20 protein-coding genes and 1 riboswitch are annotated in these 21758 nt (G+C 70.8%); of the genes, 13 read left to right on the forward strand and 7 right to left on the reverse strand.

Annotated elements, in window-relative coordinates; genetic code table 11:
• The first annotated feature begins 11 nt into the window (after nt 1-11).
• The 6 genes from EW117_RS04610 to EW117_RS04635 all read left to right on the forward strand — a co-directional run bounded on the left by EW117_RS04610 (nt 12) and on the right by EW117_RS04635 (nt 8769).
• Nucleotides 12-1952, forward strand: a complete 1941-nt coding sequence (locus tag EW117_RS04610) for a glycosyl hydrolase 53 family protein (RefSeq protein ID WP_129784152.1) — start codon at nt 12-14, stop codon at nt 1950-1952.
• Nucleotides 1953-2069: 117 nt separating this feature from the next.
• Nucleotides 2070-4139, forward strand: a complete 2070-nt coding sequence (locus tag EW117_RS04615) for a beta-galactosidase (RefSeq protein WP_129784154.1) — start codon at nt 2070-2072, stop codon at nt 4137-4139.
• Nucleotides 4140-4160: 21 nt separating this feature from the next.
• Nucleotides 4161-5393 carry a galactokinase gene (gene galK / locus EW117_RS04620; RefSeq protein WP_129784156.1) on the forward strand — a complete coding sequence of 411 codons (1233 nt, stop codon included), beginning with the start codon at nt 4161-4163 and terminating at the stop codon, nt 5391-5393.
• A 342-nt stretch (nt 5394-5735) separates the two neighbouring features.
• The gene (locus EW117_RS04625) at nt 5736-6812 is read left to right on the forward strand and encodes a permuted SH3 domain-containing protein (RefSeq protein WP_129784158.1); all 1077 of its coding nucleotides are present in this window, start codon (nt 5736-5738) and stop codon (nt 6810-6812) included.
• A complete protein-coding gene (locus EW117_RS04630; RefSeq protein WP_129784160.1) occupies nt 6809-7594 on the forward strand; it encodes an ABC transporter ATP-binding protein in 786 nt (261 codons plus the stop codon). The genes EW117_RS04625 and EW117_RS04630 overlap by 4 nt, the downstream gene beginning before the upstream one ends.
• A complete protein-coding gene (locus tag EW117_RS04635) occupies nt 7591-8769 on the forward strand; it encodes an ABC transporter permease (RefSeq protein ID WP_129784162.1) in 1179 nt (392 codons plus the stop codon). The genes EW117_RS04630 and EW117_RS04635 overlap by 4 nt, the downstream gene beginning before the upstream one ends.
• Nucleotides 8770-8941: 172 nt before the next feature.
• On the opposite strand, the gene EW117_RS04640 is transcribed toward EW117_RS04635, so the two are convergent.
• The 4 genes from EW117_RS04640 to glyA all read right to left on the reverse strand — a co-directional run bounded on the left by EW117_RS04640 (nt 8942) and on the right by glyA (nt 12871).
• Complete coding sequence (locus EW117_RS04640) at nt 8942-9760, reverse strand: exodeoxyribonuclease III (protein WP_129784164.1); 819 nt, start codon at nt 9758-9760, stop codon at nt 8942-8944.
• 51 nt (nt 9761-9811) lie between these two features.
• A complete protein-coding gene (locus tag EW117_RS04645) occupies nt 9812-10294 on the reverse strand; it encodes a VOC family protein (protein ID WP_129784166.1) in 483 nt (160 codons plus the stop codon).
• A 317-nt stretch (nt 10295-10611) separates the two neighbouring features.
• On the reverse strand, nt 10612-11496 hold the full coding sequence (locus tag EW117_RS04650) for a bifunctional methylenetetrahydrofolate dehydrogenase/methenyltetrahydrofolate cyclohydrolase (RefSeq protein WP_129784168.1): 885 nt from the start codon (nt 11494-11496) through the stop codon (nt 10612-10614).
• A gap of 94 nt (nt 11497-11590) precedes the next feature.
• A complete protein-coding gene (gene glyA, locus EW117_RS04655; RefSeq protein ID WP_129784170.1) occupies nt 11591-12871 on the reverse strand; it encodes a serine hydroxymethyltransferase in 1281 nt (426 codons plus the stop codon).
• 99 nt (nt 12872-12970) lie between these two features.
• A riboswitch (ZMP/ZTP riboswitch) is annotated at nt 12971-13057 on the reverse strand.
• A 134-nt stretch (nt 13058-13191) separates the two neighbouring features.
• Here glyA and EW117_RS04660 point away from each other — a divergent pair.
• The 3 genes from EW117_RS04660 (at nt 13192) to EW117_RS04670 (ending at nt 16140) form a co-directional block, all read left to right on the forward strand.
• Nucleotides 13192-14142, forward strand: coding sequence for a hypothetical protein (locus EW117_RS04660; protein WP_129784172.1), 951 nt, complete (start codon nt 13192-13194; stop codon nt 14140-14142).
• Between the two features lie 69 nt (nt 14143-14211).
• A complete protein-coding gene (locus EW117_RS04665) occupies nt 14212-15687 on the forward strand; it encodes an NAD(P)/FAD-dependent oxidoreductase (protein WP_129784173.1) in 1476 nt (491 codons plus the stop codon).
• A gap of 60 nt (nt 15688-15747) precedes the next feature.
• Nucleotides 15748-16140 carry a PPOX class F420-dependent oxidoreductase gene (locus tag EW117_RS04670; RefSeq protein WP_129784175.1) on the forward strand — a complete coding sequence of 131 codons (393 nt, stop codon included), beginning with the start codon at nt 15748-15750 and terminating at the stop codon, nt 16138-16140.
• Between the two features lies 1 nt (nt 16141).
• Here EW117_RS04670 and EW117_RS04675 read toward each other — a convergent pair whose 3' ends face one another.
• Nucleotides 16142-16651 (reverse strand): GNAT family N-acetyltransferase, encoded by a 510-nt coding sequence (locus EW117_RS04675; RefSeq protein ID WP_129784177.1) that lies wholly within the window; start codon nt 16649-16651, stop codon nt 16142-16144.
• Between the two features lie 84 nt (nt 16652-16735).
• Here EW117_RS04675 and EW117_RS04680 point away from each other — a divergent pair, with 84 nt between their 5' ends.
• The 4 genes from EW117_RS04680 (at nt 16736) to EW117_RS04695 (ending at nt 19891) form a co-directional block, all read left to right on the forward strand.
• Nucleotides 16736-17368, forward strand: a complete 633-nt coding sequence (locus EW117_RS04680; RefSeq protein ID WP_129784179.1) for a GNAT family N-acetyltransferase — start codon at nt 16736-16738, stop codon at nt 17366-17368.
• 9 nt (nt 17369-17377) lie between these two features.
• On the forward strand, nt 17378-18238 hold the full coding sequence (purU, locus tag EW117_RS04685; protein WP_129784181.1) for a formyltetrahydrofolate deformylase: 861 nt from the start codon (nt 17378-17380) through the stop codon (nt 18236-18238).
• Nucleotides 18239-18324: 86 nt separating this feature from the next.
• Nucleotides 18325-18813, forward strand: coding sequence for a MerR family transcriptional regulator (locus EW117_RS04690; protein WP_129784183.1), 489 nt, complete (start codon nt 18325-18327; stop codon nt 18811-18813).
• Between the two features lie 46 nt (nt 18814-18859).
• Nucleotides 18860-19891 (forward strand): zinc-binding dehydrogenase, encoded by a 1032-nt coding sequence (locus EW117_RS04695; RefSeq protein WP_129784185.1) that lies wholly within the window; start codon nt 18860-18862, stop codon nt 19889-19891.
• A gap of 98 nt (nt 19892-19989) precedes the next feature.
• Here EW117_RS04695 and EW117_RS04700 read toward each other — a convergent pair whose 3' ends face one another.
• Nucleotides 19990-20880 (reverse strand): carbohydrate ABC transporter permease, encoded by an 891-nt coding sequence (locus tag EW117_RS04700; RefSeq protein WP_242504083.1) that lies wholly within the window; start codon nt 20878-20880, stop codon nt 19990-19992.
• Nucleotides 20880-21755 carry a carbohydrate ABC transporter permease gene (locus EW117_RS04705; protein WP_129784187.1) on the reverse strand — a complete coding sequence of 292 codons (876 nt, stop codon included), beginning with the start codon at nt 21753-21755 and terminating at the stop codon, nt 20880-20882. The genes EW117_RS04700 and EW117_RS04705 overlap by 1 nt, the downstream gene beginning before the upstream one ends.
• Between the last annotated feature and the right edge of the window lie 3 nt (nt 21756-21758).

Raw genomic sequence — 21758 nt, forward strand, 5'->3', positions numbered from 1 at the left:
AAGTCCTCCTCATGACACACAGCACACATCGCAGGCGCGGCCTCGCGGGCGGCGCCGCCCTGGTCGTCGCGCTGACGACGGCAGGCCTCGCGATCGGGCCGGCGGCGGCGGGCTACGGCGAGGCCGTGATCCAGCCCGTCGAGACCGACCTCGCCGGCAAGGACTGGGTCACAGCCCGCGCCACCAGCAACGATGCCGATGCCGGCCAGGCGCTCGACGGCGACGAGGGCACCGCCTGGCGGCCGGCCGCGTCGTCGTCGGGAACACACCACGGCAAGCGGGGCCAGGCACTCACTATCGACCTCGGCGGCGCCTACGACGGGCTGCACAAGGTCGAGGTGGTCCTCGCGGACGCGGCGCCCGCGCGCTACGTCGTCGAGGGCTCCGCCGACGGGAAGCGCTGGAAGACCCTCGCCGACCACAGCGACGGCCGCAGCGGCGCTGCCGGCACCACCGCCCTCGTCGACCGGGAGGGCATCCGCTACCTGCGAGTCCGGTTCCTGGTCGTGCGGCCGGGCACCGGCGTCGCCGAGGTGCATGCCTACAACTACCTGCGCGACGACCTGAAGCTCGGCGCCGACCTGTCCTACGCCGACCAGGAGCGCGACCAGCCGTACTACCTTGACGCCGAGGCGGCCCTGGCCGGTGCGCCCGACCCCGGCCCGCACCTGCTCGACGTCGTCAAGGACCGCGGCATGGAGCACCTGCGCCTGCGCATCTGGAACGACCCGCGCGACGAGACCACCGGCGTCGAGACCGACCCCGCGTACCAAGGACCGGAGCGCTCGCTCACGGTGGCCCGCGAGATCGTCGACCACGACATGAGCCTCGGCATCGACTTCCACTACGCGGACAGCTGGGCGGACCCGAGCAAGCAGCCCAAGCCGCGCGCCTGGGCGGAGCTGCCCTTCGACGAGCTCACCCAGGAGGTGCACGACTTCACGGCGGACTACCTGACGCAACTTCAGGAGCAGGGCACCACCCCGGCGAAGGTCGCGGTGGGCAACGAGGTGATCAACGGCTTCCTGTACGGCAGCGAGGCGGAGATCATCGGCACCACCGCGCCGCCGTACTTCACGAACGAGGCAGACGTCTACCAGTCGCAGCCCGGCGGCGGCCTGCTCTGGAAGTACTGGCAGAGCGAGGACCCCGCCGAGCAGCAGCTCTACACGGAGCAGTGGGACCGGTTCGGCACCCTCATGGCGTCCGGCATCCGCGCGGTGCGCGAGGCCTCCCCGGAGTCGGAGGTCGAAATTCACGCGATCGTCGACAAGGGACGTCTCCCCAAGACGATGGAGTTCTGGACGCAGCTGCTCAGCCGCCTCGAGGCCGCCGACGCCGCCCCGGATGTGCTCGCCCTGTCCTACTATCCCGAGTGGCACGGCACCCCGGAGGCCCTGGAGCAGAACCTGCACACCATGGCCGACGCCTTTCCGGAGTACGCGCTCGACATCGCCGAGACCTCGTACCCGGCGGCGAGCTCGCCGCCCGGCGACCCGACGCCGCTCCCCAACTCCCCGTTCCCGGTGACGGTGCAGGGCCAGGCAGACGCCATCCAGCGGGTCTTCCAGATAGCCAACGACGTGCCCGGCAACCGGGTGCAGGGTGTGCTCACCTGGGAGCCCGCGAGCTGGCAGTCCATGTTCACCTGGGTCGAGACCAGCGCGGGCCGCTTCCCGGAAGCCAACGCTTCGCTCGACGTCTACCGCGACAGCGACGTCACGCATGTCCTGGAGGACACCGTGCACGTGGTCACCGCGGTGGACCGCCGGGTCCGGCTACCTCGCACGGTCGACGTCCTGACCCCGGCGGACGACGACGTCGACGGCGTCCGCGTCTCCTGGCAGGACGTGCCCGACGACGCGACCGCAACCCCGGACACGTTCACCGTCGACGGAACAACGGAGTACGGTCCCGTCACGGCGACCGTCCATGTCTTGCCCGACCACTGACCATGCTTTGGTTGTGGGCGTGATCGTTGCGGCTACGTGCCCGTCTTAGCCGCAACGATCACGCCCACAGCCAAGCTTGAGTAGTTCCAAACAGCACTGCCCGTGAGAGGACCTTCCATGCCTGAAACCCCGAGCTTCGTCCCCGGGCCGCAGTACGACGGATGGCTGACCGGCGTCGACCAGATCGCCTACGGCGGCGACTACAACCCGGAGCAGTGGCCCGAGGACGTCTGGGCGGAGGACGTCCGGCTGATGAACGAGGCGGGCGTCAACCTCGTCAGCCTCGGCATCTTCAGCTGGGCGCTGCTGGAGCCGCGCGAGGGCGAGTTCGACTTCGGTTGGCTGGACCGGGTGATCGGGCTGCTGCACGCGGGCGGCGTCCGGGTGCTGCTGGCCACGCCGACGGCGGCCTCGCCGGCCTGGCTGTACGCCGCCCACCCGGACGCGCGGGTGATCGACCGGAACGGCACGCCGATGGGCCCCGGCGGGCGCGGCCTGATGGCGCCGACCGCCCCCGCGTACCGGGAGGCGGCCCTGCGCATCACCACGGCGCTGGCCGAGCGGTACGGCAAGCACCCCGCCGTCGTCGGGTGGCACGTGCACAACGAGTACGGTGCGCCGGTCTCGCTCGACTACTCGGTGCACGCCCAGCGCGCGTTCCGCGAGTGGCTGCGGGAGCGGTACGGGTCGCTCGACGCGCTGAACGCCGCCTGGGGCACCGCCTTCTGGGGCCAGCACTACGCGGACTGGGAACACGTCCAGGTCCCGGCCGCCACGGCGACGTCGGCCAACCCCGCGCAGCAGCTCGACTTCGCGCGGTTCTCCGACGCCGCCCTCCGGGCCTGCTTCGTCGCGGAGCGGGACGCGATCCGCGAGCACTCGACGGCGCCCGTCACCACGAACTTCATGGCCACGAGCTGCCCCTCGACCGACCTGTTCGCGTGGGGCCGGGAGGTCGACATCGTGTCGAACGACCACTACCTGTGGGCCGCGGACCCGCGCGGCCACGTAGGCCTGGCCATGGCGGCGGACCTGACCCGGTCCGTCGCGGGCGGCAAGCCGTGGCTGCTGCTGGAGCACTCGACGTCGGCCGTGAACTGGCAGCCCCGCAACGTCGCCAAGCGACCCGGCGAGATGGCGCGCAACTCGTTCTCCCACCTGGGCCGCGGCGCCGACTCGATCATGTTCTTCCAGTGGCGCGCCTCCCGCTCGGGTGCGGAGAAGTTCCACTCCGCGATGGTCCCCCACGCCGGGACCGAGTCGCGGGTGTGGCGCGAGGTGGTCGACCTGGGCGCCAACCTCGGCCGGCTCACCGAGCTGCGCGGCTCCCGGGTGCACGCCGACGTCGCGCTGCTGTGGGACTACGAGTCGTTCTGGGCGCAGGACCTCGAGCACCGGCCCAGCGAGGGCACGAGCCACCGCGAGCGGATCGACACCTACTACGACCGCCTCTGGCGGGACGGCCACATCGTCGACCTGGTGCGGCCGGGGCAGGACCTGTCGGGCTACAAGCTGGTCGTCGCTCCGGCGTCGTACCTGCTCAGGGCCGACGACGCCGCGAACCTCACCGCCTACGTCGAGGCCGGCGGCACGCTGCTCGTGAGCTACTTCAGCGGCATCGTCGACGAGCACGACGCCGTGCACCCGGCGGGCTACATGGCTCCGCTGCGCGACGCGCTCGGCGTCTGGGTCGAGGAGTTCCTGCCGCTGCGGGACGGCGACTCGCTCACCGTCCGGTACGGGGCGGACGCCGCGGGGGCGGGGCCGGGCGCGACCGACCTCACCGGCACGGTCTGGGCCGATGACCTGGTGCTCGCCGGCGCCGAGCCCGTCGGCACCTACGCCGACGGCCCCAAGCCCGGCGGCGCCGCGATCACCCGGCACCGGCACGGCGCGGGCACCGGCTGGTACGTGTCGACGAACCTGGACGTCGACGCCCTGGCCACGGTCATGGCCGATGTGTACGCGGAGGCGGGCCTGGCGCCGTCGGGCATCGTGGAGGGACTGGAGGTGGTACGCCGCACCGGGGGCGACGCCGAGTACACCGTGGCGATCAACCACACGGACGACGACGCGAAGCTGCCCCTGGCCGCACCCGCCACCGACCTGCTCACCGGCGACGCCGTCACGGGCGACGCCGACGTCCCGGCGGGCGCCGTCCGCGTGCTCCGTACCACCACCCGCTGATGTCGAGAGACAATGTTCCCCATGACTGAACCGCAGTGGCTCGAGGCCTGGAGTGCCGAAGACGGCGCACGCCGGGTTGACGAGCTCTTCACCCGTTCGTTCGACGGCTCCCCCGAGGGTGTCTGGTCCGCCCCCGGCCGGGTCAACCTGATCGGCGAGCACACCGACTACAACGCCGGGCTCTGCCTGCCTACGGCGCTTCCGCACCGCACCTACATCGCGCTGCGGCCGCGCGAGGACGACCAGGTACGGCTGGTATCGGCGCAGGCAGAGGGCGTGTGGGAGGCACGCCTGTCCAACATCGCGCCCGGCGCGGCAAGCGGCTGGGGCGCCTACGTCGCCGGCGTCGCCTGGGCCCTCGCCGAGGCGGGCCACAAGATCCGCGGCTTCGACGCCGCGGTCGACTCGTGCGTGCCGTTCGGCGCCGGGCTGAGCTCCTCCGCGGCGCTGGAGGCCGCGGTGGCGGTCGCCCTGGACGGAGTGGCGGGCCTCGGCCTCGCGGAGTCCGACGCCGGGCGTGCCGAGCTGGTCGCCGCCACCCGCCGCGCGGAGAACGAGATCGCGGGCGCGCCCACGGGCGGGCTCGACCAGTCGGCGTCGCTGCGCTGCCGCGAGGGCCACGCGCTGCTCCTCGACTTCCGGCCGGGCCTGAGCCCGCTGGAGTCCGGCGTGCCCGTGCCGTTCGACCTGGCCACGGCCGACTTGACGCTCCTGGTCGTCGACACCAGGGCTGAGCACTCGCACGTCGACGGCGAGTACGGCGCGCGCCGCGCGGCGTGCGAGCAGGCCGCGAAGCTGCTCGGGCTGGAGTCGCTCCGCGACATCGCGCCGACCCTCGGCGGGATGGGCATCGACCGGGCGCTGGCCGAGCTGGAGCCGCACGACCCCGACGGTGTCCTGAGCCGCCGCGTGCGCCACGTCGTGTCGGAGATCGACCGCACCGCGCGGTTCGCCGACCTGGTGCGGGAGGGGCGCGCGGCCGACGTCGGCCCGTTCATGCTGGCCTCGCACGCGTCCCTGCGCGACGACTACGAGGTCTCCTGCCGCGAGCTCGACCTCGTGGTCGACACGGCCATGGCCTCGGGCGCGCTCGGCGCGCGGATGACCGGCGGCGGCTTCGGCGGCAGCGCCATCGCCCTGGTCCGCCTGTCCGACGTCGACAGGGTGGCCCAGGCCGTCGCGGACGCCTTCGCGGCCGCCGACCTCACGCCCCCGGCGTTCCTCCTGGCCCCGCCGTCGGCCCCTGCGGCCTGACCCCGACGCTGCCGAGGTAGAACTCTGGCGAGGTAGAACTCTGGCGAGGTAGAACTCTGGCGAGGTAGAACTCTGGCGAGGTAGAACTCTGGCGAGGTAGGACCGCAGCGGCGGTGCAGTTCTACCTCGCCCTGGTTCTACCTCGACAGGCGATCAGTATCTCGGAATGCATAGTAGTGTGGGTCGCGCAGCAGTGAGACCGGGAGCGGCCCAGCCGGTTCTCCGCTGCGCGCAAAGACTTGGCTTCACCCCGCACTTTCATCCCGTCCCGGCTCCGAACTGGGCTAATGTCCGCCAGGCTGCCAGTCGCAGAGCTCACTGTCCCCGCCGCGAGGAGCCCGCATGGGTGCTGTCCGCCAGTACGTCTTCCCCACCGTCCGGATCGTCATCTGGGCGGTGATCGCCGCGGCGCTCGTCGCGCTCGCCCTCAAGGGTGCCGAGCTCGACCCTCCGGACGCCCTCCAGCCCACCGGTGAGATCACGGAGTCGGTGATCCCCGTCGCCAAGGGCTCCGTCACCAACGCGGTCACGGTGCCCGCGTCGGTAATATCCGACCCGCCCGTCGAGATCAAGGCCACCGCCGACGGCGTCGTCGCCGAGATCCAGGTCGACGACGGATCAGTCGACAAGGACGTCCGCGTCCTGTGGATCAAGACCGAGGAGCCCGTCGAGCCCGTCGTCGAGGTCGACGAGGAGAGCGGCGAGGAGACCATCACCGAGCAGGAGCCGAAGGTCACCTGGACCTCGGCCCTCGCTCCGGTCTCCGGCACCGTCGACGTCACGGTCCTCAAGGACCAGGCGGTCACCGTGGGCGAGACCATCGGCACGGTCGACCCCGGCACCCTGTCGGTCTCCGGCACGCTGACTGCCGACCAGCAGTACCGCCTCGTCGGCGCCAAGGGCACGGCCGAGGTCACGCTGAAGGGCGGTCCGGCGCCGTTCACCTGCACCGGGCTCACCATCGGCGAGGCGCCGGCCGGCGGCACCACGGGCGGTGAGGACGCCATGGGCGAGGCGCCGGAGGCGGCCACGGGCGCCGTCCGCTGCTCCATCCCGCCGAAGGTCAAGGCGTTCTCCGGCCTGGGCGCCGAGATCGAGATCACCAACGGCAACGCGAAGGACGTCGTGGTGGTCCCGATCAGCGCCGTCCTCGGCACCTCGCAGACCGGAAAGGTGTGGACGGTCGCCAAGGCGGGCGCCGAACCCGAACCGCGCGACGTGACCCTCGGCCTGACCGACGGCCTGCAGGTCGAGATCACCAAGGGCCTGAAGCCGGGTGAGGAGATCCTCGAGTTCACTCCGATCGACGACGGCACCGAGGGCGGCGTCGACTGCGACGACACGTCCGCGTACGACGAAGCGTCGATGACGGGCGACATGGAAGCGATGCAGGCGTTCGAGGAGGAGTGCTTCGGATGACCGGCACCCCGCTCGTCGACCTGCAGGGTGTCACCCGGCACGTCGAGCTCCCGAACGGGAGCACGCTCGAGATCCTGCGCGGGGTCGACCTGACGGTCGGCCGGGGGGAGCACGTGGCGATCGTCGGCCGCTCCGGCACCGGCAAGTCGACCCTCCTGAACATCCTCGGCCTGCTCGACTCCCCGACGTCCGGCGAGTACCTGCTGGAGGGCGAGCCCGTCGGCCGCCTGCGCAGCCGGGCCCTGGCCCGACGGCGGGGCGACGACTTCGGCTTCGTGTTCCAGCAGTTCAACCTGCTGCAGGGCCGCACGGCGCTCGAGAACGTCGCCGCACCCCTGCTGTACGCACGCGGCAAGCAGTTCTGGAGCCGCACGAAGCTCGCGACCCGGTCCCTGGAGCGGGTCGGCCTGGGCGATCGGCTCGACACCCGGCCCGAGAAGCTCTCGGGTGGCGAGCAGCAGCGCGTCGCCATCGCCCGCGCGCTCGTACGCGGGCCCCGCGTCATCCTCGCCGACGAGCCCACCGGGGCCCTCGACGTCGAGACCGGCCAGGCCATCATGACCCTCCTGGACGACGCCGCGAGCGAGACCGGGTCGGCGCTCGTCACCATCACGCACGACCTGGCGATTGCGGCGCGCGCCGACCGCCAGTTCCGGCTGGCCGACGGCGTCCTGGTCCGCATCCATCTCGACGCGCCGGCGGCGGTGGCCGAGTCCGCTGCCGAGGCCGGTGCCCCGCCCGCGGCCGTGTCCGCCGCCGAGACCGCCGGGTTTCCCGCATGACCGGCGTCGTGGGCGCGATCCTCGAGGCCTGGGACGAGCTACGGATCCATCGGGTGCGGGTGCTGCTCGCGCTGATCGGCGTGGCGTGCGCCGTCACCGCGATCACGGGCATCACGGCTGCCGTGACGATGTTCGGCCAGGCCATGCAGGAGGAGAACGAGCGCATGAGCGGCCGCGACACCACGCTCGAGGCCTGGTCGATGGGCGGCCAGGAGATGTCGCCCGCGGAGGTGGACGCGCTGGTCGACGCGGTCGCCGAGCGCCACGAAATCTCGTACCACTCGGTGCGCGCGACCGCCGACCTGCGGGTCCGTGGCGCCGAGAGCGGCACCTACGTCGAGTGGTCGGCGGTCGACGTCGACAACGCAACCATCACCCGGCAGACCATGGAAGAGGGGCGGTGGTTCAGCGACGCCGACGCCGAGCGGCTGGCTCCCGTGCTCGTGGTCAACCAGGCATTCCTGGACGCGTATGCCGACGGCGCCCCCGCCTCGACGCACCCGACGGTGGTGATCGAGGGCGAGACGCCGGTCGCCGCCACCGTGATCGGCGAGGTGCCCGTGCAGTGGAACGACGAGGGGCCACGCGCCCTGATGCTGTTCGACCAGGCGATGCGCTGGTTCCCCGACCGGGTGATGGCCGACGGGTACCGGTTCTGGGTGCCGCCAGAGCTCGCGGCCCAGTTCGCCGAGGTGCTGCCGCGCGACCTGGCGGCGGCGGGCGTGCCGTTCGACGTGCAGAAGCCCATGGACGAGCCGTTCGTGATCGACCGCGTGCTGCAGTACCTGGTGCTGGGCGTGGGCGGGTTCGCGCTGCTCCTGGGCGGGCTCGGGCTGCTCAACATCGCGCTCGTCACGGTGCGCTACCGGATCCGGGAGATCGGCATCCGCCGGTCCTTCGGGGCCACCAGCGGGCGCGTGTTCTTCGGCGTCCTCATGGAGTCGGTGGTCGCCACCACCGTGGCCGGCGTGGTCGGCGTGGTGGTCGCGGTGGCTGTCATCAAGAACATCCCGATCGACCGGATCTTCGGCCGCCCGCTCGAGGACCTGCCAGGCTTCCCGTTCGACGCCGCCCTGGTGGGCATGGCGTGCGCCGTCGGGATCGGTGCCCTGGCCGGGCTGATCCCCGCGATCTATGCGGTGCGCGTCAAGGTGATCGACGCGATCCGGTACTGACGGGTTCGCGAGTCCGCGCGACTTCGGTCCCTTGCTGGCCTCGCGCGCCGACTTCGGTCCGTTGCTCTGAGATCGGCCAGTTGATTGACCGATCTCAGAGCAACGGACCGAAATCACAGAACGTGAGAGGCAAGGGACCGAAGTCGCTCTACTGAGGCGGACGCTCGGACGGTCAGAGCTCGTAGGTGGCCACGACCGGGGCGTGATCGCTCCAGCGCTCCGCGTAGGTGGGCGCGCGGTCGACCTCGACCTTGCGGCACGCACCTGCGAGCGCCTGGTTCGCGAGCTGGTAGTCGATCCGCCAGCCGGAATCGTTGTCGAACGCCGCACCGCGCCAGGACCACCAGGTGTACGGGCCCGGACCGTCCCCGGCGTGGGTGCGCCCGAGGTCGGTCCACCCGTGCTCGTCGAGCCAGCGCGTCACGTAGGCGCGCTCCTCGGGGAGAAACCCTGCGCTCTTCAGGTTTCCCTTCCAGTTCTTGATGTCGACGTTCTGGTGGGCGATGTTGAGGTCGCCCGCCAGGATCGTCGGCGCCTGCACCCCGGACAGCTCGGCCAGGCGCGCCGTGACCTTCTCCAGGTAGGCGTACTTGGCCACCATCGTGTGCTCCTGGCCCGGGTTGGTGGATCCGGAGTGCAGGTAGGCGGAGATCGCGGTCAGGGTGCCGCCGGTAGGCAGCTCGACGTCGGCCTCTACCCAGCGCCCGGTGTCGGGGCCGGCCTCGATGTCGGGTCCGTGCGCCGCCAGGCCGGTGCGCACCTCACCGATCGGCAGGCGGGAGGCGACGAGCACCCCGGCCCGCCCCTTGACCTCGCTCTCCGCATGCGCCACGTGCCAGCCGTCCAGCAGCTCGCGGGCGACCTTGTCGGGCGCACGCACCTCCTGCAGCAGCAGCACGTCCGGCGTCCGGGTGGCGATCCAGGAGTCCATGCCGCGGCGGACGGCGGCACGGATCCCGTTGACATTGGCGGTGGCGACGATCAAAGGCACCGGGGAAGCGTAACCGCCACCCCTGACAGTCCGCCTCGGCGCCTACTGGGGTCACGCCGCGTCGTGCGCCGCCTGCAGTGCCGCGACGTCGATCTTGCCCATCTTGAGCATCGCGTTCATCGTGGCGATCTCGGCCGGCGTCGAGTACGTGCCGGAGAGCTCCTCCAGTTCCTTGGGGATGACCTGCCACGACACCCCGAACCTGTCCTTGCACCAACCGCAGGGCCCGGGCTCCCCGCCGTCGGCGGTGAGGAGGTCCCAGTAGTGGTCGACCTCGTCCTGGCCCTCGACGGAGAGGTAGAACGAGAACGCCTCGTTCAGTGTGAAGTTCGGACCGGCGTTCAGCCCGGTGACCGGCAGGCCGCCCACTGTGAACTCCACGACGAAGTCGGCTCCCGGCTCGGCGCCCGGCGCGTCCTCCGGCGCCTTCAGCACGCGGTCGACGGACGAGCCCGGGATGTGCTCCGCGTAGAACGCGGCAGCCTCGCCGGCCTTGTTGTTCCCGAACCAGAGATGCGTTCGAACGCTGACCATCGTGTCCTCCTGAGTTGGTCGAGGCCCCCATCGGCCCCGTCCCCAGTCCGACCCGGCTACCGTCGAAAACTCATCGCACGGCGTCCTCGTCGATGGCGACGCGCCCGTGGCACAGCTCGCCGGGATCGTCCTGGTGCTCGGACTGCTCGGCCGGTCCCGGGAGCCAGAGCCGGCCCGCTCGGAGTGGCGTTCGCAGGCCTACTGACCTTCCTCGGCAAGGCGAGACGAGCGGACCACGGAGCCAGGCAGAGAACGGCCGACGCCGGGGTGCCTCCCGCAGGAGGAGCACACCCCGGCGTCGGCCGGAACTACCAAGCTCAGCCCGCGAGCGCCCGCTCCGCCGACTCCACGACGTTGGCCAGCAGCATCGCCCGCGTCATCGGGCCGACGCCGCCCGGGTTGGGCGACACCCAGCCCGCGATCTCCGCGGCCTCAGGCGAGACGTCACCCACGACGCGCGACTTGCCCGTTTCGGGGTCGGTCTCACGGGAGACGCCGACGTCGATCAGCACGGCGCCCGGCTTCACCATCTCGCCGGACACGATGCCCTTGACGCCCGCGGCGGCCACGACGACGTCGGCCCGCCGGACCAGGGAGGCGAGGTCCTGGGTGCCGGTGTGCGTCAGGGTGACCGTCGCGTTCACCGCGCGCCGCGTGAGCAGCAGGCCGATCGGGCGGCCCACGGTGACCCCGCGGCCCAGGACGACTATCTCCTTGCCCGCGAGCTTGATCCCGTGCCGTTCGACGAGCTCGATGATGCCGCGTGGGGTGCACGGCAGCGATGAGGTGACCTCCTCGTTGACCCGGAGCACCAGCCGCCCCAGGTTCGTGGGGTGCAGGCCGTCGGCGTCCTTGTCGGGGTCGACGAGCTCGAGCACGCGGTTGGTGTCGATGCCCTTCGGCAGCGGGAGCTGGACGATGTACCCGGTGCAGGCCGGGTCCTCGTTCAGCCGGCGTACCGCGGCCTCGATGTCCTCCTGCGTGGCGTCGGCCGGGAGATCCTCCCGGATCGACGCGATGCCGACCTCTGCGCAGTCGCGGTGCTTGCCCGCCACGTACCACTGCGACCCGGGATCCTCGCCCACCAGCAGTGTGCCGAGCCCGGGCACGACGCCGCGCTCACGCAGCGCTGTCACCCGCTCCTTCAGCTCCGCCTTGATGGACGCGGCGGTCGCCTTCCCGTCCAGAATCTGTGCGCTCATACAGTCCTCTCTCTCCCGTTGAGTGCTGGATCTTCGCCCCTCCAGCGGCCGCAGAAGGGCGAAGATCCAGCACTCAACACAGGGGAATTGTCTGTCAGAGACCCGGGTAGAGCGGGAAGGCCGCCGTCAGCTTTGCCACGCGTGCGGACAGGGCGTCTATGTCCGTTGCCGCGCCGTTCTTGAGGGCCGTCGCGATGATGTCGGCGACCTCGGTGAACTCGGCGTCGCCGAACCCACGCGTGGCGAGCGCCGGCGTGCCGATGCGCAGGCCCGAGGTGACGCGCGGCGGACGCGGGTCGAACGGGACGGCGTTGCGGTTCACGGTGATCCCGGCGTCGTGCAGGAGGTCCTCTGCCTGCTGGCCGTCGAGGTCCGAGTTGCGCAGGTCCACCAGCACGAGGTGCACGTCGGTGCCGCCGGTCAGGACTGACACACCCGCGGCCGCGACGTCGGGCTGGGAGAGCCGCTCGGCGATGATCGAGGCGCCGCGCAGCGTGCGCTCCTGGCGGTCCTTGAACGACTCGGTCGCCGCGATCTTGAACGCGACCGCCTTGGCGGCGATCACGTGCATCAGCGGGCCGCCCTGCTGGCCCGGGAACACTGCCGAGTTGAGCTTCTTGGCGTACTCCTCCTTGGCGAGGAGGAAGCCGGAGCGCGGCCCGCCGATCGTCTTGTGCACGGTCGAGGAGACGACGTCGGCGTGCGGGACCGGCGACGGGTGCAGCCCTGCCGCGACGAGCCCGGCGAAGTGCGCCATGTCTACCCACAGCTTGGCACCGACCTCGTCGGCGACCTCGCGGAACGCGGCGAAGTCGAGCTGCCGCGGGTAGGCCGACCAGCCCGCGATGATGACGTCGGGCCGGTGTTCCAGCGCCTTCTTGCGGACCTCGTCCATCTCGATGCGGTGAGACTGCGGGTCCACGCCGTAGGAGCCGACGTCGTACAGCTTGCCGCTGAAGTTGATCTTCATGCCGTGCGTGAGGTGGCCGCCGTGGGCCAGCTCGAGGCCGAGGATCTTGTCACCGGCGTTGATCAGGGCGTGCAGCACTGCCGCGTTGGCCTGGGCACCGGAGTGCGGCTGGACGTTGGCGTACTCGGCGCCGAACAGGTCCTTGGCGCGGGCGATCGCGAGGTTCTCCGCGATGTCCACCTGCTCGCAGCCGCCGTAGTAACGGCGGCCCGGGTAGCCCTCGGCGTACTTGTTCGTCAGGACCGAGCCCTGGGCCTCCAGTACCGCGCGCGGTACGAAGTTCTCGGACGCGATCATCTCGAGAGTGTCGCGCTGGCGAGCCAGCTCTCCGTCCAGGACGGCGGCGATCTCGGGGTCGAGCTCGGCGAGCGGGGTGGCGAGCGGGTCGGGGGTCGATGCGCTCATGGCTCCTCGATTCATGCGGGACGGGGAATGGTCGGACGGCGGTGGAAGAGCCCACGCACCGTGACACGAACTGCCCGGGCGCACACCCTCCACGAGGTGACCCAGGGCCCAGGCGAACGACCCGTCGTCGGCATGACTCGTCGCTCCCCGGTGGTGATCCACCTGACGCCAGTCGCGACCCGAAGATCGTAGCAGCGGCTCTCGAAAGCTGTGCCCGACGACCGTCCGCTCACCCACTTGATGACCGTGAGGCCAGCAATTGCAACGAAAGTACCTGAGACCCTTTCGCGATTCACCCGTACGTCGCTAATGTGCGGCTCATGCCCTCCCCCGTGTCACCGGACGCAGGTGTTCCGGAACACCAGCCAGACCCGCGCCGCCAGACCGGCCGGCCGCGCACCGGCGGTCAGCCTCGCCAGACGCCGAACGCTCCCCCGCAGAACGGCGGCCGACCGCAGTCGGGCCAGTTCCCATCGAGCCAGTTCCAGTCGGGCCGGTTCCCGGCCGGCGGTCAACAGCAGCAGCCCGGTCAGCAGCGGTCCGGTCAGTTCCCATCCGGCCAGTTCCAGTCCGGGCAGTTCCAGTCCGGCCAGTTCCCCACCCGCTCCGGCGCCACGCCGACCGCGCCCGGTCCCGGCCGCCCGCCCACGAACCCCGCCGACGGCGGCGACGGGCGCGACGGCAGCGGCCGAGGCAAGAACTCCGGCCGACGAGACTGGATCTGGTCCATCGTTGCATTCCTTGTCGCGGCGGCGGTGATCGCCGCCGTCGGCTTCCACTTCTTCGGCCCCGACACCAGCGAGGAACCCGGCGCGACCTGGGCGGTCGACTCGTGTGCCGGCCCCGACCCGTCGGCCGAGGACATCGACGCCGCCACCGACACCTACCGGCCGCTGTCCTGTGACGACCCCGAAGCCACGGTCACCGTCCTCGACATCCAGGACGCCGTGTCGGTGGCGCAGGTGCACTGCCCGGCCGGCACAGACATCGTCTTCCAGAAGAGCGGCCAAGCCGGTGGCGACACGCAGGCGGTCTGTGCCCGCAACCTGTCCGACGACCACCCCGGTGATCCCGGGATGGGCGGTGGTCAGCTCGTGACGGGCGACTGCGTGAACGGCGACGGCGGCGAGGTCACCTGTTCGGAGGACGGCGCACGCAAGGTCACCGGCCTCATGGTCGGCGGCGCCGAGTGCCCCGACGGAACCGTCGACCAGCTCGAGCTCGGCTTCGACGCGGCGCGCAGCTACGAGACGATCTGCCTCGGCGACTGACCTGCGCCGTCATCTGTCGCTCACCCCGCCGAAACCGGCAGTCACCGGGCCATGGCTAGATTCGCAGGTATGGCCCGCCTCCAGCAGACCGTCTTCGAACGCAACGTCCCGGCCAGATCGGTCGTCGATCATGCCCTGGGCGGCACGCGGCACGCGGTGTTCTGGCAGGACGACGCGGGCACGGACGACATCCGTCCGGCGCTCTCGGCCCCGACCCGGGCCGACGTCGCGGTGGTCGGCGGCGGCTACACCGGGCTGTGGTCGGCGGTGCGCGCGAAGCAGCGACACCCCGGCGCACGGGTGGTGCTGGTCGAGGCGCGAGCGGTGGGCTGGGCGGCGTCGGGCCGGAACGGCGGACTCTGCATGGCGAGCCTCGCGCCTGATCGCGAGAGCGGCCGCGGCCGGTCCGACGACTCCGGTTCCCTGACCCGACTCGGCCAGGAGAATTTGGCGGCGATGGAGTCCGCGGTCGGTGAGCTGGGGCTGGCCTGCCAGTGGGAACGCACCGGCCTGGTCGACCTCGCGATCGAGCCCCACCAGGTCGACCTGCTGCGGTACGCCGCCGCGCGGGCCACCCGGGACGGCGTCCCGCACACATACCTCGACCGGGCGAAGATGCGGGCCGAGATCGCCAGCCCGATCTACGAGGCGGGCCTGGTCCGCCCCGACGCCGGCGCGCTGGTGCATCCCGCGCGCCTGGCCGCGGAACTCGCTCGGGCGGCGAGCGAGCTCGGCGTGGAGATCTTCGAGCAGACGCGGGTGACCCGGCTGACTCTTCCGGGCCGGGGCACGAACAGCGACGTCGTCCTGTGGACGACGTCGCCCGCCGGCGAGGCGACGGTGCGGGCGGACCGCGTGATTCTCGGGACCAGTGTGTTTCCGTCCCTGCTGCGCCGCTACAGCCGGCACACGCTGCCCGTCTACGACTACGCGCTGGCGACGGAACCGCTGTCGGCCGAGCTGCTGGGCGCCATCGGCTGGCGCGGCCGGCAAGGGCTCACCGACCTGGCGAACCGGTCCCACTACTACCGGCTGACGGCCGACAACCGCATGGTCTTCAGCGGGCACGACGCCGTCTACCACCCCGGCGGGCGGGTGAGCCGCGCGTACGAGAACCGGCCGGAGACGTTCCGGCGGCTCACCGAGCACCTGCTGACCACGTTTCCCCAGCTCGAGGGTATCCGGCTGACGCACCGGTGGTCCGGGGCGATCGACGTGTCCACCCGGTCCTGTGCGTTCTTCGGCCAGGCGGCCGGCGGGCGGGTGCAGCACGCGGCTGGTTTCGCGGGCCACGGCGTCGCCACCAGCCATTTCGCGGCGCACGTGATGCTGGACAGGTTCGACGTCGTCGACGGCGCCCCCGACACGGAGCGCACGGCGCTGCCGATGGTGCGCCGGCCGCCCGTGCCGTTCCCTCCGGAGCCGGTGGCCACGGCGGGCATCCGGGCCACCCACTGGTCCCTGGACCGGGCCGACCATCAGAGCGGACGGCGAAACCTGCTGCTCCGGTCGCTGAGCAGGTTTGGCCTCGGCCCCGATTCCTGATTGGCTGCTGGGACCGTCCGGCGTCGTGGCCGGACCGTTCGACGTCGAAGGAGCACCACAGTGGCCAAGCCCGCGATTCCCGAGCACCTCGCGAGCATCCTCGCGCGGCCGAACCCCGCGGTCATGGCGACCGTCCGGCCCGACGGCGCACCCGTGTCGGTGGCCACCTGGTACCTGTACGAGGACGGCCGGGTGCTGCTCAACCTCGACGGCACCCGCAAGCGCCTGGAGCACCTGCGCGCTGACCCGCGCGTCTCCCTCACGGTGCTCGACGGCGACAGCTGGTACCGGCACATCAGCCTCCAGGGCCGCGTGACGATCACGCCTGACGAGGACCTGGCCGGTATCGACCGGCTCTCGATCCACTACGGGGGCAACCCGTATCCGAACCGCAAGAACCCGCGGTTCGACGCGTGGATGGACATCGAGTCCTTCCACGTCTGGGGATACTGAGCTACGTGTCCTGCGGCACCGGCTGCGCACCGGCCGCGCCCAGCACCCGGCGCAGGTAGGTGTACGTCAGGTCGCCGGCGGCCTTGTCGTACTGCTCCTCGTAGCCGTGCTTCGTGTACATCGCGAGGTTCTGCTTGGAGTCCTTGCCGGTGAAGACCCAGATCTCCGTGGTCTGCTCGGGCAGGAACGGGAGCACCGCGAAGAGCATCTCGGTACCGATGCCGCGGCCCTGCTTGTCCGGGGCCACGGCGAGCCGGCCGAGCGTCGCCTTCTCGCCCTCGATCTCGACGCGCACCGAGCCGATCATCCGGTGGCCCTCCCACGCGCCGATCGTCACGACGTCCTCGCGCGCCAGGTCCTCCCGGAGCTCCGTGAGTGTCTGGGTCAGGGGCGGGATGTGCGGGTCGTCGTACAGCTGGGCCTCGGTCACGAACGCGGCGCGCCGCAGCGTGAGAAGCTCGCCCGCGTGGTCGTCCTCGACCAGCGCGATCGTCGTGGTGGAGTTGCTCATAGGTCCATGGTTGCAGACGTGGCGCGCCCGGGTCGACGGTGACCACGGTCCGGTCGTGTCGGTGGCTCGGCATAGATTCTGGGCATGGGGAACTCAGGAGCTCAGCGGACGGCGGAGGCGGGCGAGCACATCGACGTGCGGCCCGCGGTCGGGCGGTACGACGACTTCTACGAGGTCGTCGGGGTCAAGAAGCCGGGCGGCAAGGGCTGCTGGTGCATGGCCTACCGGGACAGCCGTGTCCCCAACGAGGAACGCCCCGGCTACATGCGCGACCTCTGCGAGTCCGAGCCCGGCCCGGGGGTGCTCGTTTATGTGGACGACGTAGTGGCGGGCTGGTGCTCGATCGCGCCCCGGTCGACGTATCGCCGGCTCATGAACACGCGGACCATCCCGTTCGTGGACGACCGGGATGCCTGGTCGGCGGTGTGCTTCGTGGTCCGCGCCGGCTATCGCAAACGCGGGCTCATGCATCACCTCCTCGCCGGAGCGGTCGAGCATGCGCGGGCACACGGCGCCGAGGTGATCGAGGGCTATCCGGCCGACGTCGGCCCGGACCGCGTCGACGTGATCAGCGGTTATGTCGGGACCGTGCGGATGTTCGAGGCCGCGGGCTTCCACCGCGCGGCCGAGACGGGCGGCGTGAGCGGCGGCCGACGGCGCTGGGTGATGCGCCTGGAGCTCGGACAGGGCGAGGTCCGGGCTGCCATACCGGGTTAGCCTCCCTCCATGAACGACGCGACCGCGGCCACCCACTGGATCCTCACCCTGTCCTGCCCGGACCAGCCGGGAATCGTGCACGCGGTGGCGGGAATGCTCGCCGAGCACGGCGGCAACATCACGGAGTCGCAGCAGTTCGGCGATCCGACGTCCGGCCTCTTCTTCATGCGCGTCCAGGTCGAGTCGACGGCGTCCCGCGACGAGCTCAGCACGGCGATGACGCAGGTGGCCGGCCGGTTCGAGATGACGTGGACGCTCGACGTCGTCGGCCGGCGCATCCGCACGCTGGTCATGGTCTCGAAGGCGGCCCACTGCCTCGTCGACCTGCTGTACCGCGAGCGCTCGCAGCGCATGCCGATCGACATCGTGGGCGTGGTGGGCAACCACCGCGACCTCGAGGACATCGCCACGTTCTACGGCAAGCCCTTCCACCACGTGCCCGTCACCAAGGACACGAAGCCCGAGGCGGAGGCGACGCTCCGCAGCCTGGTCAAGGAGCTGGACGTCGAGGTAGTGGTGCTGGCCCGGTACATGCAGATCCTGTCGGACGAGCTGTGCCGCGACCTCAGCGGGCAGATCATCAACATCCACCACTCGTTCCTGCCGTCGTTCAAGGGCGCCGGGCCGTACCGGCAGGCCCACGACCGCGGCGTGAAGATCATCGGCGCCACGTCCCACTACGTGACGGGCGACCTCGACGAGGGCCCGATCATCGAGCAGGACGTCGAGCGCGTGGACCACTCCCGCACGGTCGAGGACCTGGTCGGCATCGGCGAGGACGTCGAGCGCCGCACACTCGCCCGCGCCGTCCGCTGGCACGCGGAGCGCCGAGTCCTCCTGGACGGCCGCCGCACGGTCGTCTTCCGCTGAGGATCCTCGATCAGGGCCGCCGAACCGAAAGTTAGTCGTCACCCGGGTGCCGAACACCGTGCCTGCACGATTGAACTAGCGTAGAAATGCGCGATGCCGGGCTCCTGACGTCCATCAGGGGGCCCGGCTTCACTTCCGACACTCCACGCGGGAGGCGGCTGGCCCTAGGCCACCTCGGAAGATCAGGCAGTCGCTGGACGTTGCCCCCGAGTGTGAAGATCGGCGAAGCGTCCAGGGCTACCGGCGTGAGTGCGAGGTCGTTGCGGTTCTACGAGGACGAGGGGCTGATCATCCCCGGCCGGTGCAGCAACGGGTACCGGGACTATTGCCGGTCCACCGTCGACCGGGTGATCGCCGTCCGCTCGTTGCTCGAGTCCGGGCTGCCCATGCGGATGATCAAGGAACTACTGGAGCGCCTGCCCGGCCTGCCCGCAGACGGTGCGGACCTGTGCCCAGAGTTCCTGGATGAGGTGCGGGCCTACCGCGATCGGCTCGCCGCGCGGATCACCGCCCTCGATACCCAGAAGTCCGCCCTGGATGCCTTTCTGGACGAGGCCGGACGCGCCCGTCGATGACCAGGGCTTGACGTTGACGCTGGTGTGAGGGTTCTACGTTCCCGGCATGGATGCGATCAACCAGCACGGCAACATCGCGAAGCGCGGCGACCTGCCGGAGACGATGCGGGCACTGGTCCAGCGGTCTCACCACGGTCCGAGCGACCTGGTCCTCACCCACCATCGCCGTCCGACGGCGAGGCCGGGCGACTATCTCATCCGGGTCGGCGCTGCGGGGGTCAACTTCGCCGACGTCATGCAGTCCCGGGGAACCTACGGAAACGGACCGACGCCGCCCTATGTGGCCGGCTTCGAAGCCGCCGGCGAGATCGTCGGCGTCGGCCGGGACGTCGAGGATCCGTTGCCCATCGGAACCCACGTCATCGGTGCCGGCCCTGGTGCGTTCGCGGAGTACCTGGTGATGCCGCACCACGGTGTGCTCACCGTGCCGTCCGGCTGGAGTGACGCCGCAGCGCTCGGCATGGTGCTGAACTGGGCGACCGCGTTGGCGGCGCTGCGGCCCCTGGGCGAGATCGAGGCGGGCGAGACGGTCCTCGTCCACGCCGCGGGCGGAGGAGTGGGCCAGGCCGCCGTCCGTCTTGCCCGGCACTACGGCGCACGCGTCGTCGCGACGGCGTCGCCCGCCAAGCACGACGCCGTCAGAACGCTCGGCGCCGACGAGGTGCTCGACAGCACCCGACCCGACCTGGCCGAAGCGCTCACCCAGGTCACCGACGGTGTCGACCTGGTCCTCGAATCCGTCGGGCGGGACACGTTCGGGACCAGCCTGGCGGCCACCAAGCCGTTCACCGGACGGGTCATCGTGTTCGGTGACTCGTCCGGGAGCGCCGCCCTGACCACGCACGATCTCGTCTTCACCTGCCAGGTACAGGTCAAGGGCCTGCACATCGGTGCGCTGGCCGTATCGGCCCCTGCCCTCTACCGGTCGCTGGTCAGCGAGCTCCGGACGCTGATCGAGGACGGCGTCTACCCACCGGGAACGCCAGAGACCCACCCGCTGGGCGAGGGCCCCGCCGTCCTCCGCGACCTCGAGACGCGCCGGACCCGCGGCAAGCACGCGCTGGACCCGTCGCGGTAGAAGATGTCCGCCTCCACCACACCATTGCGCATGGTCCCAGGGCCATTTCCATGCGTAACCGTGTGGTCGAGGCGGACCTCTCGCGCCAGCCCAGCCGGTCAGCCCTTGACCGCGCCCGCCAGGGCGAACGCCGAGCCCGAGATCCTCGTGACCAGCACGTACAGTCCCAGCACCGGCGCCGCGTAGAGCAGCGAGTACGCCGCTAGCTGGCCGTACGCCACGCTCCCGTACTGCCCGAAGAACGCGAAGATGCTCACGGCCGCCGGCTGCTTCTCCGGGGAGAGCAGCAGCACGAACGGGACGAAGAAGTTCCCCCACGCCTGCACGAACACGAAGATGAACACCACCGCGATGCCCGGCCGCATGAGCGGCAGCACCACCCGGCGCAGCGCCTGCATGGCCGAGGCGCCCTCGGTCCAGGCCGCCTCCTCCAGCGAGATCGGCACGGAGTCCATGAAGTTCTTTGTCATCCAGATCGCCATGGGCAGCGACGTCGCCGCCATGAAGAAGATGGTTCCCGGCAGCGAGTCCAGCAGGTTGAGCTGCACGAACAGCGCGTACACCGGGACCATGATCGCGGTGATCGGCAGGCAGGTGCCGAACAGCACCGAGTACAGGAAGTACTTGCCGAACCGCATGCGATAGCGCGACAGCGGGTACGCGGCGAGCACCGCGACCACCACGGTGATCGCCCCAGACCCCGCGGACAGCACGAACGCGTTCCACAGCGGCAGCCAGGTGAGCTCCGGCGTCATGATCGCCGAGAAGTTCGCGGTGGTCACGGCGTCGGGGAGCCCGAAGGAGAGCGTCGCACCGGCGTCGAACGACGCGACGAGCACCCACGCCATCGGGAGCACGAAGAGCACGGCGATCGCGAGCAGCACCAGGTTGGCTGCCACCTTGGTCGCCTTGATGCGCGGTCCCGCCAGCTGGCCGGCCGTTCCGCCGCTTGTCGTCCGGACAGCGGGCGTCGTCGTCGTGCCGGCCATCAGTCCACCTCCGGTCGGAGCGCGCGGATGTAGATCACGGAGAAGACCGCGCCCACGATGATCATCACTGTCGCGATGGCCGTGCCGTAGCCGACCTGCGCGAACTTGAACGCCTCCTGGTAGGCGAGGATCGGCAGGGTCGAGCTGTCGGTGCCGGGGCCGCCGCCGGTCATCACGTAGATCAGCGTGAACACGGACAGGGTCTGCAGCGTGGTGAGCATCAGGTTGGTCGAGATGCTGCGCCGGATGACCGGCAAGGTCACCCAGGCGAGCCGCTGCATGCCGTTCGCGCCGTCGAGCTGGGCGGCCTCGGTGAGTTCCGGCGGCACCTCGGCGAGTGCGGCCGAGTAGACCATCATCGAGAAGGCCGTACCGCGCCAGATGTTGGCGACGATCACCGCGAGCATCGGTGTGGAGTACAGCCAGTCGGGCCCGGTGACCCCGATCCCGGCGAGCATCGTGTTCAGCGTGCCCTCGGAATGGAAGAACGCGTACGCGGCGAACGCGGCCACGATCTCGGGCAGCACCCACGCGGCGACCACGACGGTCGAGGCGATCGACCGCACCGGCTTGACCGCCGATCGGAGGAGCCCCGCGAGCAGGATGCCCATCACGTTCTGCCCCACAACGGCGGAGAGGAACACGAAGACAACCGTGAGCCAGAGGGACTTGGGGAACTCTGGGTCGCCGAGCAGGGCCGTGTAGTTGTCGAGCCCTATCCATTCCGGGTTCAGGGCCGCCGGCCCCGTGAGCGCGGCGTTCGTGAACGAGCCGTAGAACGACCACACCACGGGGCCCAGCATGAAGAGCGCGAGCAGGACGACGGCGGGCGCGAGCGGAACCACCCGCGCCACGCCGCGGGACGTGACGGCCATGGA

It is taken from the genome of Promicromonospora panici (assembly GCF_900608595.1).
In the GTDB taxonomy this organism is placed as follows: Bacteria; Actinomycetota; Actinomycetes; order Actinomycetales; family Cellulomonadaceae; genus Promicromonospora; species Promicromonospora panici.